General features: G+C 37.2%; 12 protein-coding genes. 7 read left to right on the top strand and 5 right to left on the bottom strand.

Features of this window, described 5'->3' with window-relative positions; all coding sequences use genetic code 11:
* Nucleotides 1-115 precede the first annotated feature (115 nt).
* The 4 genes from AACV33_RS05835 to AACV33_RS05820 all read left to right on the top strand — a co-directional run bounded on the left by AACV33_RS05835 (nucleotide 116) and on the right by AACV33_RS05820 (nucleotide 3,521).
* Nucleotides 116-433, top strand: a complete 318-nt coding sequence (locus AACV33_RS05835; RefSeq protein WP_017022550.1) for a DUF6506 family protein — start codon at nucleotides 116-118, stop codon at nucleotides 431-433.
* Between the two features lie 88 nt (nucleotides 434-521).
* Nucleotides 522-1,316 carry an AraC family transcriptional regulator gene (locus AACV33_RS05830; protein WP_023602711.1) on the top strand — a complete coding sequence of 265 codons (795 nt, stop codon included), beginning with the start codon at nucleotides 522-524 and terminating at the stop codon, nucleotides 1,314-1,316.
* A 365-nt stretch (nucleotides 1,317-1,681) separates the two neighbouring features.
* Entirely contained in the window at nucleotides 1,682-2,662 is a 981-nt protein-coding gene (locus AACV33_RS05825; RefSeq protein ID WP_182699177.1) for a trypsin-like serine protease, read from the top strand.
* A 232-nt stretch (nucleotides 2,663-2,894) separates the two neighbouring features.
* A complete protein-coding gene (locus AACV33_RS05820; RefSeq protein ID WP_023602710.1) occupies nucleotides 2,895-3,521 on the top strand; it encodes a porin family protein in 627 nt (208 codons plus the stop codon).
* 108 nt (nucleotides 3,522-3,629) lie between these two features.
* Here the strand turns inward: AACV33_RS05820 and AACV33_RS05815 are convergent, their stop codons facing one another.
* Nucleotides 3,630-3,917, bottom strand: coding sequence for a hypothetical protein (locus AACV33_RS05815; RefSeq protein WP_017022554.1), 288 nt, complete (start codon nucleotides 3,915-3,917; stop codon nucleotides 3,630-3,632).
* Between the two features lie 527 nt (nucleotides 3,918-4,444).
* On the opposite strand from AACV33_RS05815, the gene AACV33_RS05810 reads away from it, so the two are divergent.
* Nucleotides 4,445-6,418, top strand: coding sequence for an LTA synthase family protein (locus AACV33_RS05810; protein WP_182699220.1), 1,974 nt, complete (start codon nucleotides 4,445-4,447; stop codon nucleotides 6,416-6,418).
* Between the two features lie 63 nt (nucleotides 6,419-6,481).
* On the opposite strand, the gene AACV33_RS05805 is transcribed toward AACV33_RS05810, so the two are convergent.
* A complete protein-coding gene (locus AACV33_RS05805; RefSeq protein WP_182699176.1) occupies nucleotides 6,482-8,602 on the bottom strand; it encodes a sensor domain-containing diguanylate cyclase in 2,121 nt (706 codons plus the stop codon).
* A 121-nt stretch (nucleotides 8,603-8,723) separates the two neighbouring features.
* Nucleotides 8,724-9,260, bottom strand: coding sequence for a DUF924 family protein (locus tag AACV33_RS05800; RefSeq protein WP_182699219.1), 537 nt, complete (start codon nucleotides 9,258-9,260; stop codon nucleotides 8,724-8,726).
* 206 nt (nucleotides 9,261-9,466) lie between these two features.
* Here AACV33_RS05800 and AACV33_RS05795 point away from each other — a divergent pair, with 206 nt between their 5' ends.
* Both AACV33_RS05795 and AACV33_RS05790 read left to right on the top strand, forming a co-directional pair.
* Nucleotides 9,467-10,000 carry a heme NO-binding domain-containing protein gene (locus AACV33_RS05795; protein WP_017022558.1) on the top strand — a complete coding sequence of 178 codons (534 nt, stop codon included), beginning with the start codon at nucleotides 9,467-9,469 and terminating at the stop codon, nucleotides 9,998-10,000.
* Between the two features lie 16 nt (nucleotides 10,001-10,016).
* A complete protein-coding gene (locus AACV33_RS05790; RefSeq protein ID WP_182699175.1) occupies nucleotides 10,017-11,753 on the top strand; it encodes an ATP-binding protein in 1,737 nt (578 codons plus the stop codon).
* Nucleotides 11,754-11,825: 72 nt separating this feature from the next.
* Here the strand turns inward: AACV33_RS05790 and AACV33_RS05785 are convergent, their stop codons facing one another.
* Nucleotides 11,826-13,298: a peptide MFS transporter gene (locus AACV33_RS05785; protein WP_017022560.1), complete on the bottom strand. Its 1,473-nt coding sequence runs from the start codon at nucleotides 13,296-13,298 to the stop codon at nucleotides 11,826-11,828.
* A 262-nt stretch (nucleotides 13,299-13,560) separates the two neighbouring features.
* Nucleotides 13,561-14,481 carry a M14 family metallopeptidase gene (locus AACV33_RS05780; RefSeq protein WP_182699174.1) on the bottom strand — a complete coding sequence of 307 codons (921 nt, stop codon included), beginning with the start codon at nucleotides 14,479-14,481 and terminating at the stop codon, nucleotides 13,561-13,563.
* Nucleotides 14,482-14,512: the final 31 nt, after the last annotated feature.

Below are 14,512 nucleotides of genomic sequence, written 5' to 3'. Positions count from 1 at the left end.
TTGATTGAAATTCGATTAATTATTTTATGTGAATCATTTCTTTTTGGCGTATTTTTACAATATTGCCAGTGTAATTATTCGTATTATCATCGGAAATTACAGAGAGGAACAAGACATGACAACAATATTTAAAGCCGCATTCATTTTTATTGCTCCAGAAACGAAGGTAGACACCAATTCGTCATGGGTGTTAACGCCAGAAGTTCACGTGAAAACACTCGCGGTATCAAGCTATCAAGAAGCGTGTGACTCTATTGATGGGCTTGAAAAAGAAGGCATTAGAGCCATTGAACTGTGTGGTGGTTTTGGTCAGCAAGGTGTTGCTGAAATAGCGAAAGCAGTCGCAGGACGTATGCCTATTGGAGTGGTTCGTTTTGATCATCATCCCTGTTTAGGTAACGTCAGTGGAGACGCATTATTTTTACCTAAATAGTTATTATTAGCGTTATCATTTACTGTTAAGGTGATTTACATTACTATCCGCATTACTTTATATCGATCTAATCTGGCAGTTTATTCTTTTGCATATTATTCGCATTAAACCGAAACCGTTACTTTCTCCTTTTATTGCGCATTATTGGTTATGGCAAAGTACGCACCATCCTTATGTACCTGATATTTTACCCGGCACAGGGGCTGAACTATTAATTAATCTTGGTGAACCATTGGTTATTTCACACCCATTTCATCATCAATTATTAATGGGGCAAAGTTTACTTGTTTGTCCACGAAGAGCGACGTTTAAATTTGAAACTACTGGGGGAAGTAAACTTATTTCAGTGAGATTTCGTTCTAGTGGGTGTTATTCTATCTTTGGTATTCCGATGGATGAATTGTCAGATAAAATTATCGATATGTACCAGTTTTTGCCAGAGAGCTTAATTGAACGCCTCATTATGAAGGTTAATGATCTCGATAAAATACAGTTACTTGAGTCATGGTTTATTGGTTTTCTCAATCCTAAACTTACTACGTCATCTGGTATTACTTGGGCTATTGATAAAACATATTATCAACAGAATCACCAAGGTATAAGCGGATTACAATTAGAAGTTAATATGAGTAAGCGAACCCTTCAGCGTAAATTTAAGTTGTATACTGGTGTTGATGCTAAGTATTTTGAGCGTACTGCTCGATTTCAATCCACATTACGTACACAACTTAACGGGACAAGTAATAATTATGTCGACATTGCCTTAGATAATGGGTATTACGATCAGCCACACTTTATTAAAGAGTTCCGGTACTTTACGGGTATGTCGCCTAAAAAGTACCTCATAAAAGCCAATTTTATGTTGAATCACTACAATAAGTAATAACGGTTCAATCGTTAGTTATTTGGTTAGATATAAATAATCGAGATTTTATACTGCTAAATACCATATTAATAATAAGTATATATTCACTTTTTAGATGAATTATATTATTTTTTATTCAATGTTACTTAAATCTAAGTTTTACTCACTATCACTGAGTATGAACTTATCACTCGATTAATATAAGGATAAGAACGTTAATTTACTCTAAATACTCATTTTATATTAGAACATATCTTATTTAGAGTTATTACTTTATCGCTTGCTATTCGAAATAATTATGATTATCAAAAGAAATAATCAATAAAAATAAACTGATCGTACTCATTAACAATGTGTAGGGTTTTTATTTAAAGGACAAAATTATGAACAATAAAAAAAGTAGATTATCTTCTCTTGCTTTATGCTCGTTATTGGGGGGAATGTATTCACCATTATCTCTTGCTGTTGAAGGGAATGATGTTGAGGCGAGTGATGCGCCTTATATAGTGTATTTAAAAGATGCTCACTGTAGTGGAACGCTAATAGCACCGAGAACCGTGCTAACTGCGGCGCATTGTGTGCCAGTTAGCTCGATAGGCAGTTATGTGTATTTATTGCACTCAAGAGGGGAGGATTATGCACATAATGGCATTAAAGTTAAGGTTGTTAATGACTACACTGCCACGCATATTTATAGCCCTAACGGGAAATATGATCGAAGTAAATTTGATGATATTGCGATTCTAGAGTTAGAAAGCATGCCTGATGAGGCCACCTGGTTACCTGTTGCTTCTGGCTCTATTAAACTCGGTGCAGAGGTGTACCCAATTGGTTATTCAACATCAAACTTAAAACAAATGCCAGTTCCCGCACGTGTTGTAGCAAAGAGTAATACACCTGATTATGTAAGAGAAGCATTCATGCGCTATTGCCCTGATTCTGTGTATTTTTCTCGTGAATATTTTACACAGGAATACCCGTTCTCTAGTGTAGTCAATTGTAATTGGCGTGAAGCATCGCATGAAAGATGGGTTGAATTTGGATTTTATGTGCAAAACTCACACTCGATAGCAATAGAAAATCCACCGCTTGATCCGTCTGATAAGCGATGGTCAATGAATGAGTTTGGTACGGTCGAAACCAAATACTCAACCTTCAGAGGAGACAGCGGTGGTCCGCTTATTTATGGAGGTAAGATTTACGGTGTTGTGAGTACGGGGACGGATACTTACAGTCAAATAATGAACGTTGCTACTTATTATGCAGGATTTACTCGACCTGGTATTTTTGAGTGGATTGTTGATACCGTTAAAGACATTCAAACGCGTTCTGATCAGAATGCAATCGTCTTCCCTGAGAACTAAGAAAGAGTCATTCTTTAGTTAGATCGTTAACATCTAATATAAAGAGCGAAGATGTCTATTTATTCTCCGTTTTATCTAGGTTCGTTATTATTTTTAGCGGTAAAAATATAATACTCGATAGCTCGTTGGATTACTCATTATGTATATTATTTACGCATTGTTCGTCATTTATATTGAGGATCTTCCCCTTCTTTAATTGACAATATATGCTGATTTGGATTTTATTAATAATATGAAATTTATTAACACATTAGTTATTTTAAGCACGTTATTTATTGCTACTTTTTCTCAAGCTAAAGACGTTCGACGGTTTTATGCCGGTGTTGGTGTTGGGACGACCACGCTAAATGATTTTGATGATTTATTGGGTGATGATGTACTTGAAGGTGAAGAGGATGGAAATACCTTTAAGTTTATTGCCGGTTATCAGTTCAACAGAGTGGTTGCCATCGAAGCTCAATACACCAGATATGGTGATATTAACTTCGCAGCTCCTTTATTAGGGACTGGGAATAAAACGGTATACAGTTGGTCACCAGAATCGTTATCCATCGCGGCAAATGTGGGTTATACGTTTCGTAATGGCTTACGAGTTTTTGGTATAACGGGTTTATCGTCGGTTGATATTAATCAATCGGTTAAGGTTTTCAATAAAGATAAATTTGTTGGATTTCATTATGGCGCAGGCGTTGAATATACCCCACCTCGATTGAATGTTCTTAGTTTCAGAGTGGGTTATGAAGCCGACTTATTCTTCATGGAGAACGAAGTAACTTATCATTATTCTAATACTACAATTTCTGAAGATCACTTTCTTAACTTAAGCTCTCTGTACATGAGTGCAACGTATACCTTCTAGATTTTTAATCTAACTAAAGGCGGTGCTTAACAGCATCGCCTTTATTTTTTATGACCGTTATTGTTCTTATTAGAGTCGGGGAGTGGAAATAGTAATTTGTTTATTATTTTAAAATTCAGTTTTTGAACGAGTAATTTCATTCTCAAACAATCCAATATTTCCTGATTTTATCATTTGTACCATTGATTGAAATAATGCACGAATCCTATCAATATTTCCGGCATTAGCTCTTGTGCATAAATTCCCAAGCACAGAGTTTGCTAACCTCATTAGCCGAGCTCTATTTGGCCCAGAGACATACCTTTTTATTGTATTTTTTATTACAAATAATTCACCAGTAGCTAATGCTTCAGGTGGTTGATTTGCCAAGAAGGCTTCGGCTTGTTCTTGATACATAGTTGCTCTCCAAAATAATTATATTGTTTAAATAATGATCATATCAAAAGTCGAAATGAAAAATTCACTGAAAGGCTAGGCATTATTACTATTTTAATATGTACATTATGCTTAATTTAAAATGGATATATTAAATCTATAAGATATCTACTTTTCTTTGAGTGTATGAATTATTGACTGAATAGAAACATCATAAAATAAACGGTGGTAAGTCGTAATACCTCCTGCTGGTGATAGATTTTTGCTCATTATCATTAAAACAATGAAATATAATCATAAAATTGATTAATTGTTATTCGATAATTCACTCTGTGTTCACTCACGATTAATTAATATAAGTAATGATAGCATTGAACTTATTGATAAATTTAATGCCATACAATCTATTGAATAGAAGTGTCAATAGCATACTGTTGATTAAGATTGTTTAGGTGCTGCTAATTATGTTGAGTGTTTTTTTATATTATTAATTCGATACAACAATATTGGGTTTAAATTACAATGAAAAGGTTATGGATAAAGTAACTATGCGAAAAATAAGTTTGTGTGGCTTAAAGCCAGTATTAATATTTTGTGTGACAATTATTGTTATTTTAACATTAAGTCGGTTAGGACTTTCCGTTTGGCTTCATGAGCGAGTCTCTGATGCGTCTGGATGGGGACCTATTTTCTTGCAAGGGTTACGTGTTGATATTGCCAGTTTATGTTGGTTATTTATTTTACCAGCGGCGTTATCGGCTTTGCTTCCAACAACGGGTATCGTTGGGCGGATCTGGACAATTATATTGCGTATTTGGCTTGTTGCTGGATTATGGATTTTTGTCTATATGGAGTTGGCAACGGTTCCTTTTATTCAAGAATATGACTTAAGACCCAATCGATTATTTGTTGAGTATTTAATTTATCCAAAAGAAGTCTTTAGTATGCTTTGGTCTGGTTATAAATTAGAGTTGGCTATTGGTGTTATCGGTTCATTTTTGACGTTGTTTTTTGGTTGGAAATTAAGTGGTTATGCCGTAAGAAATAATAGAATGCCAGCCTTTTATTGGCGCCCTTTAATTGCAGCTCTTGTTATTGTCGTCAGTGTTATGGGGGCTCGTTCATCGTTAGGACATCGACCTTTAAACCCCGCTGCGGTTTCATTTTCAACGGATCCGCTAATGAATGACTTAGTGTTGAACTCTTCTTATTCTGTCATTTTTGCAATAAAGAACATGAGTTCTGAAAAAAATGCAAAAGCGTATTATGGCAAAATGTCGGATAAAGAAATTGTTGATTTAGTTAGACAGTCTTCAGGTATTTCGGGGAAATATATCGATGATTCAACCACATTAAATTTCAACCCTGCAAGTTATAAAGGACCTAAACGGAACTTGGTTATTTTATTGCAAGAAAGCTTGGGGGCTCGCTTTGTTGGTGGACTCGGAGGATTACCATTAACCCCAAACCTTGATAAATTATTAACCGAGGGGTGGAGTTTCAACCAAATGTACGCCACTGGAACACGCTCTGTTCGGGGGATTGAAGCGGTAACAACGGGCTTTCCTCCTACACCATCTCGTGCTGTTGTTAAGTTAAGTAAAAGCCAAACGGGTTTCTTTAATATTGCTGGGTTACTTTCTCAACAAGGGTATACGACTCAATTTATTTATGGTGGTGAAAGCCATTTTGATAACATGAAAAGCTTTTTCTTAGGTAACGGATTCCAACGAATTGTTGATGAGAAAGATTATAGTAATCCTGTGTTTAAGGGCTCTTGGGGGGCGTCGGATGAAGATTTGTATAAGATGGCTGATAAGCAGTTAACCGAGCTTAACAAAGAAGGAAAACCGTTCTTTAGTCTTGTTTTTACGTCAAGTAATCACAGCCCATTTGAGTATCCAGATGGTCGTATTAAGCAATATGACGAAAAGAAAAATACACGAAACAATACCGTTCAATATTCAGACTATGCGTTAGGGAAGTTCTTTGAAAAAGCGAAGAAATCAGAGTATTGGGATAATACGGTGTTTCTTATTATTGCGGATCATGATTCTCGTGTCAGTGCGTCTGAGCTAATCCCTGTTGACCGATTCCGTATTCCGGCACTAATTATAGGGAAAGACATCAAACCTCGTGAAGATGAACGTTTAGCGAGCAATATGGATATGCCATCAACGCTATTATCATTAATGGGGGTTCCGGCATTGTCTCCAATGATTGGACACGATTTAACAAAACCATTAGCTCGTGATAATGAACGAGCAATGATGCAGTTTGCGAATAATTTTGGTTATTTAACGCGAGATAATTTGGTGGTGTTAACCCCTGAAAATGACCCCGTTGCTTATGATTACGATTTTGTGACGAAAAAACAGACGCCAGTAGAGGTGAGTCAAAGGGTTCAAGAGTTAGCGAAAGCGTATGGTTTGTGGGGAAGTCTTGCTTACAATAAAAACTTGTATGGCATGCCAAGCACCGAACAATTTAATCAGGTTTTACAATCAGAAAGTAATCAATAATATAATAATGGTTTAATCAAAAATGTCCTTCTTTATGAGAGAGAAGGCCATTTTTTTGTTCTTTTATATGAGTAAGTAGCTGTTTCTACCTGCCTCTTTTACTGCGTACAATTGTTCGTCCGCTTTTTGAAAAAGCTTATTTACATCATTTAATTCTGACCCATACTGAAGTTGGGTATTAATTCCGCCAATTGATAAGCTTAAACGATCAGAATATCGTGATTCCGGATTACTTAGGTTCTTTGCATACAGCTCATTACGTAAGACTTCAATTTTTTCCTTAATGAGATCAGAGGATTGATCAAAACAAATAATCAAAAACTCATCACCACCGTAGCGGAATAAATAATCATTCTGATGATGGAATGCGTGTTGTATTAAGTGGCTAAGCGTTCTTAATGCGTCATCCCCTTCTAAGTGTCCATGCACATCGTTGTATTTCTTGTAATCATCTAAGTCCAACATTAAGACTGAGATTTGTTTCTGTTCGTCTAACGCCGTTTTACACAATGAGGGAGTTATCTTATCTAATTGATAACGGTTATAAAGCCCTGTTAAAGGATCGGTTCTTGATAGCTTATCCAGCGTTTCATTGGCTTTTTCTAATCGTTCTCTTTGTTTTAGATTTTCAAGAGATACCGCAATAAAACTCGCTAAATGTTCAATCAAATGACGGTGATGTTGATGGTATTGATTTGCTGATGGGTGCTGAACAGACAATAAACCAAGCACATCATCTTTTAAGATAATAGGCGTCAGAATAATAGAGTGAACCTCTCTGCTATTATCACGCTTAACTAAATCTTTTTCTTTACGCTGCTCATGATCAACAAAAGGTGCTAAAGAGTCGTCCGTTACCGTATTTAAATGGACAGTAGTTCGATTCTTAATGACGTACGTGCCAACCGTTTTGTATTTTTTACAGTCAATTGTTAGCTGAGGTACCAGTTTGTTTGTATCTACAAAATAACGATAATCTAGAAGGTCTTTTTCTTTATCGTACAGCGCTATCCCAAATTCAAAGGTGGGTAGAATGGTATTGATTTTGGTTAGTATGTTATTCAGTGAGCCCTTTAAATCGGTTGTCGTAGCAATGTATTGACCAATCTCTGTGATTGCCCCCATGTGTTCCTGCATGTGTGCTAAAACCTGTTGATTCTGACTGTCTTCAATCCGATCGACATTTTTAATTAGGGCATTATTTTCGTGTTTTTTAAACTGACTTAATGCTTTTTCTGCAGCAAAAATATGCTGTTGTTGAGTGGCAATTAAGGCATCCCATTGCTGTGATTTTTGATGTAATTTTTCTAAGGTATCAGTAAAAATGCTATAAAATCCATAGTTATTATTTGAATTTACTTGTAATTGTATCTTGTGACATAACGCCAATGCTTTTTCGTTTTGATTGATACTTTCAAGGTATTTAGCAAAGAAAATATTATTTTCTAAGCGATTATGTTTGTCGTGAATATGGATGTAAATCAGCTCAGATTGCTCAAAATACGTCATGATTTTATCTTGGTCTGCGTGTTTTTGCTTTGCCATTATTTGTGCTAAGTACCCATAAGACAGCGCTAAAATACGTTTGTTTTCTTGTGTTTTGGCAATGTTTTTTGCTTGATGAATAAACCCAATGGCATCATCAAAATGTTGTAAATGTCCATAAGCATAACCAAGATTGAGTAAACAAATAGCCAAGTTGAGTTGATGATTGGCGTTGTTAGAGGCAGAAATCCCTTGCTTGGCATAATTAACGGCTTGTGTGTATTGCTCTAAACAAAGATACATGTCGCTGATATTGCAATACACCAATGAGCGAATGTTATCGTCAAGTAGGTGTATATTTTCAAGGACTTCTTTATAAAGATCGTACGCAGAAGCGTATTGTTCAGCATCAATATAAAGTGAGGCCAACATGGCATTAATGTAGACTCTAAGCAGTATTTCATCGTCAGTTAATGAAGCTAAACACGCCGTGTAAGCGTGAATAGCCTTGTCTATTTCATCGTGTCTGTCGTGCGTGTATGCCTCTAAAAAAGAGGTAATACTTGGTGGGCACGGTGAAGCGAGATCTAAGCAGATAAGCTTAATCTTTTGTTTTGCTTTTTCTAAGCCGCTCACACCAGGATAATGTTGTATTCTGGTGACTATTCCCATGATTTGAGAATAAACATGATCACGCATATTGTGCCCCGTTGCTATTGAGTTGTTACTTTACGGTACTGAGTATTCTACAGCAAGTGATAATGGGTCAATAGGATAGGATTAACACGATTTAGAGATTAACTGTTGAGTGTTTAATCAATTAAAAACTGGAGCCGGGTTCTGAAAGAAACTCAATTTCTTCTGCTGTACTTTTTCTACCTAATATCGTGTTCCGGTGAGGGTAGCGGCCAAAGCGATCAATGATTTTTTTGTGTTTTAACTCAAACTCATAATTGCCTTCTCGATGTAGTGATTTAAAAAGAATGACGGCTTCATCATGAATGACTTTCGATTCACTGTGCATGTAAGGCATATAAAGAAAGCTGCGTTGCTCTTCTGATAACATCTTGTCTGCGCCAATCGAAATGGCTTCTTGGGCTAGGGCTAAAGCAAGCGGATCTTGAGAGAAAGCCTGAGGCGTGTTGCGATAAATATTACGAGAAAATTGGTCAAGAACGATAATTTCAGCGAGACGTCCTAGAGGATCGGCTCGCCAAGAGAACAGTTCGGCGTGAGAGGCTTGTTGTAGTAATGCTAAAAAGCGCTGCTGTATTTGTTTATCGAGTTGTTCGTTACCGACAAACCAATCTTTAGGCTCTAGTTCTTCAAACCAAAATTTGATGATTTCTTGATACATAATACCTTCTTTGCCTGTTGGGTGAGTGTGTAAAGTATAACTTGGAATATTACTGTCTTTCATTTTCATTATGTATAACTGGTTTTATGTCTAGTAAATGAAAAAAACAGAATAAATACACCCTTATGGTTACCTTCTTACTCTATTTTTATCTAAGCTTAGAATAAGAAAATAAAATAGTATCAAGGCAATAAAAAGGATGTGACATGAAAGGAATTATATTTTCAGAATTTTTAGAGTTAGTAGAAGACACGTTTGGTTTAGAAATCTGCCAAGAAATGCTTGATCAAAATAATGATGAAGGGGCTTACACTTCGGTTGGAACCTATGATCATAAAGACTTAGTTAAATTGATTATTTCATTGAGTAAATTGACGGGCATTAGCATTGAAGATTTACAAGAAGTGTATGGTAAGTCGGTATTTTTAACCTTGTTTGACAGTATGCCTGGTTTAAAAGGCAAATCGTCATCGACGTTTGAATTTATTAAACAAGTAGAAAACTACATTCATGTAGAAGTTAAGAAACTTTACTCTGATGCAAACCCCCCTCAATTTACCTTTATCTCTAGTACTGAATCTGAAATGGTGATGGACTACATTTCTGCTCGCTGCTTCTCTCATGTTTGTTTTGGTTTAATTCAAGGGTGTGCAGAGTTCTTCAATGAAAAAATTGATATACAAATGATACCAATTCAAGAAGACGGATCTCAAGTTCGTTTTACCTTAAAAAAGCAGTAATGTTTAAGAGGTAATTATGGATAACGATAAAATGATTGAATTATTAAATCGGAAAATCCAACGAGAAAAAGCGTCTCGTAAGGCCGCGGAAGGCTTGCTTGAACAAAAGAGTCATGAGCTTTTTATTGCGAAACAGTTAGTTGAAGAAACGCTGTTAATTGTGCAAGAAAAGGCAGAGAAAGACGTGGCTTTGCTTCAATTCAAAGGATACCTCGATGCGATTCTTCTTGATTACAATCAAGCGTTTTTACAAGAAGCGCCATCGAGCACATTACTGCAACGTTTATTGGATGATTTAGTTAGCATTGAGGGGATTGCCTCTTTGCGATTAACGGTCGCACCAACGTTAAGTGACAATGTTCAATCTGTTTTAAATGCCGGTGAGGTAGGTGAGTATCACGATCTTCCACACTCAACTTCCGAGTTTAATTGGAGTGAAGATACGGTTCATATCTTAGTTTATTTACACCAAAATGATGAACGCTGTGGGGCGTTGCAGTTTACGTTTAACACTCCGCCAAGCAAAACGTGGCATCAAACCATTGAAAAGCAGTTTTGTTTATTTTCAGAGATGTTAAGTGCCGCGTTTGTGCGTCAGCAGTTACTTGAAAACACAATAAAAGAAAAGCAGAGAGCTGAGAACTCAGAGCAAGCGACCCGTGATTTTGTTGCGATGATAAATCACGAGCTAAGAACTCCGCTTAATGGTCTGCTAGGCTCGGCTGAGTTGATGGAAGACACGAATATTACTCAGTATCAACAAACACTTTTAATGACGATTCATCAAGCGGGTGAAATGCTTAGAGTGATCATTAATGATTTACTCGACTTCAGTAAAATGAATGCAGGTATGTTTCAATTAAGTATTACCCAGTTTTCACCTCAAATATTGATTCAGACGATTGAGCAAATGTTCTTACATCAAATTGAAGAAAAAAGATTAGAGTTTGTGGTTGATGTTGAGAATACCTTACCGGATGGATTATCTGGAGATATTGACCGTATCCAACAAATATTGGTGAACCTTATTGGGAACGCAATTAAGTTTACAAAAGAAGGTGAGATCCGATTTTCTGCTTCTTGGAAAGACAATGCCTTATGTTTTACGGTGTCTGACAGTGGTTGCGGTATTCCATTAGATAAGCAATCCACGTTATTTGATCCCTTTACTCAAGTCGATAATTCCAGTCAACGACAATTTGAAGGAACAGGTCTTGGATTGTCTATTTGTAAATCCTTAATTGATAAGATGGAAGGAACATTAACGCTTGAAAGTGAATTAGGGAAAGGCTCCGTTTTTTCTGTTGAGATCCCATTAATTCCTACGTATGAAACGGAAGTCAAAGAGCAGGAAGCGTTTGATATCAGCCATTCTATTGGAGGCTTGTCGGTACTTGCGGTTGAAGACATTAAGATGAATCAAGTGATCTTAAGTATGATGCTGACTAAACTAGATATACATCCTTACTTTGCGAACGATGGGCAACAAGCCTTAGCTTTTTTAGAGAATGAAGTGGTTGATGTGATTTTAATGGATTGTCGAATGCCAGTGATGGACGGGTTTGAAACGACAAGACGATTACGCGAACAAGGCTACACAAAGCCCATCATTGCTCTGACAGCAGGAACAACGTCAACTGAAATGGCAAGTTGTATAGAGGCCGGAATGGACGATATTTTGCATAAGCCCTATAAAGCAAAAGAGCTAGAAAAGATGTTAAAAGTTTGGAGTGTTCGACTTGTCTCGTCTTAATTTTTGACTGTTTATTAGAATAAAAAAGCCCTATCGCCGTGATGACGATAGGGCTTTTTATTGTTTTAATGGTTACGCATTAGATTCTGATAATGCCGCTTCTGCTTGTTTGCTGCTTTCAAGCATTTTACGAATGATGAATGAAGCAATAAAGGCAACGGCGACCATAACAACCGCAAGAATTGTCAGCAGTTGGAAGTAATTACCGTAGACAGTTTGGATAAACTCTTGAGTGATCACTTGCCCTTTTTCTTGAGCGATAGACGTTGAGAATACCGCACCAACAATACCACTTAGCGCAATCGCTACTGAAAACAAACTTACTGAGAAGTTTTCAATGTGTTTTGGCGCAACAGATAAGATAAACGCAACCACTAAGCTACCCACGATAACTTCTGCAAACGCTTGGAAGAAGTGAATGACTAAGAAAATTTCTGGACGGATAATAGCATCTTCACCCACGCCCATTACTGCCATGGTTAAAATACCAAACGCAATGGCGGTGAGAATAAAGGCAAAACCAATCTTGGTTGCGGTTGAAAAATGAATGTTACGTTTCTCAAGTGAAGAAAAAAGCATTGCAATCACAGGACCAGCAACAATACACCATAGTGGATTCATTGCCATTGACGCTTCTGGTGCAATTGGGATTAAGTTGAACAGATCACCACGCATGGTATTGATCGTTACCATGGTCATTGATGTCATCATTTGACCGTAGTACACAAAGAAAGCCGTTGTTAATACGGTCATGATCAAAATTGTGCCCATTTTTAATGCGTCTGATTTTTCAGATTTCATCATTAATGCAATGAAATAACCAATGGCTGCTAGACCAATGGCATAAACGATATTCTGGCCAATATCCATGTTTGAGAACATGAAGAAAACCAAGGCAATCATTGCTGCCGAAGTGACTAGAAAGGCAATCCAGTTTTTTGTGCTTACTGGTTTTTGATCAATCTCAGCGCCAACGGTTAATAATGATTTACGGAAAATCACTAAGGTTGCTAGGGCAAAGAAAGCCAAAATTGCAGATAACAAGAAGCTTCCATGGAAGCCAAGAACTAAAACAAACATTGGGAATAGATATTGCCCTAATAGTGCGCCAACGTTGTTTACTGAATAGTTTACTGGGTAGCAGTTTTCAAAGTGCTCTTGAGTATCAAAAGTACGTCGGTAAAGACTAGGATATGATGGTGACATGAGTCCACGAGCGTAGCTGGCAAGTGCGATGCCGCATAATGCCATTGGTACATTCGTAGTGTAAGATCCAAGAACAAGCAAAAGGTAGCCAACAGAAAAGCCAAGGTAACTGATCGTTAATGAACGGTAAGCCCCTAAAAATTTATCAGCAATAAAGCCACCAGCAATAGCAAACAATGGACCGATAGAAGAAAACGCGCCCACAACCATCATGGTATCGGCTTCACTGTAATTTAACTCTTCAAGAAAGAAGCGCGTTAAAATGACCATTACGCCATAAAATGATAAGCCAAACATCATTTGGCAAAACATCATGGATTTATTTAGTTTATTCCACATAAGTATTCTCTTTAAGATGATTCTTCTTTTTATTTTACCATTAAAATTATGTAACAAAGTACGCTGTTCTTAAAAATGCAGTGCGGAAACTCTTGTAAACTGGGTTTTGTTTGGGGTTATATTTTATAAAGCGGGCTATGTGTTTATTTTATGTCGTGAGCGTGCAAAGTACGCACAATAAAAGAAGGGGTAATAGATGAATCCTTCAAAAGTTGAATTTTGAGAAGGACTCATTATTTTTATTAATGTTAGAACGAAATTATTATTGTAAGGCTAATAAATAGTCTAAACCGCCAACAATCGCGGCGACTTGAGCATCATTGCATTCTTGGTCTGTTACTTTATCGCTGTCTGGGTACACTTCGGTTGTTGATACAAAGTCAGCATTTGTTAAGCCTGCGCATAACCCCAATTTTTTGGTTGGGTAATTAATCACACCGTTTTGAACGACATCTGATCCGATGATTTGGTTATTTTCATCAGGTGGGGCAATGTGCGTTACGGTGCGTACTGAGTCAATGATCGCTTTTTGAAAGTCAGGAGACGGCTTGTCGGTATCACCTACGGTGTAGAAGCCATCAGGAATGGATCCTTCAATGTACTCTAAACCATCACGAGCCGATAACGCTGGGCGAAACTCGGTTTCATCACTGTCTGTGGTTTCGTGAAGATCAATGTGAGCAAAAATATTGCCACCCATACGTTGAACGAGCGCCATGACGGCTGCCGATTCTTCCGCTGGGCTGTTGTCATAAAATGAACGGTTTGGGTCCGTTGCGGTTGGGTTCCAACGGTTAATCACTTCATAACCCCATGGGCTAACACAAGGGGCCACTAATACATTAAACCAGTGAGAATAGTGCTCGGCTTTGGTATCGACAAATTGCAATGCACCATGCACCCCTGATGTTTCATAACCGTGTACACCACCTGTAATTAGGATGGTTGGTTTTGAGCTATCCCATTGGCGGGTTTTAATGCAAAGAAGTGGGAAGCGTGCTTCATCATAAGATAATGCTCCGTATTGAGAGACGTCAAAACGGTCAGAAAGCGCGTTAATTTTTGTTGCCACTTCTTCTTGATAAGAACGCTTTACTGTCATGGTCGCAAGCCACTCGGCTTTTTCTGCGTCATTCCAAGCGGTACCGGGTGTTCCAATTGGGTAAGTGGATTCGTTCTTCATGATCATTCCTTCATTATTATGTGGTGTTTAT

The sequence above is a fragment of the Aliivibrio sp. SR45-2 genome, assembly GCF_963890165.1.
In the GTDB taxonomy this organism is placed as follows: domain Bacteria; phylum Pseudomonadota; class Gammaproteobacteria; order Enterobacterales; family Vibrionaceae; genus Aliivibrio; species Aliivibrio salmonicida.
Note: the sequence above shows the minus strand (reverse complement) of the source record. Positions and strands in the feature narration are given on the sequence as shown.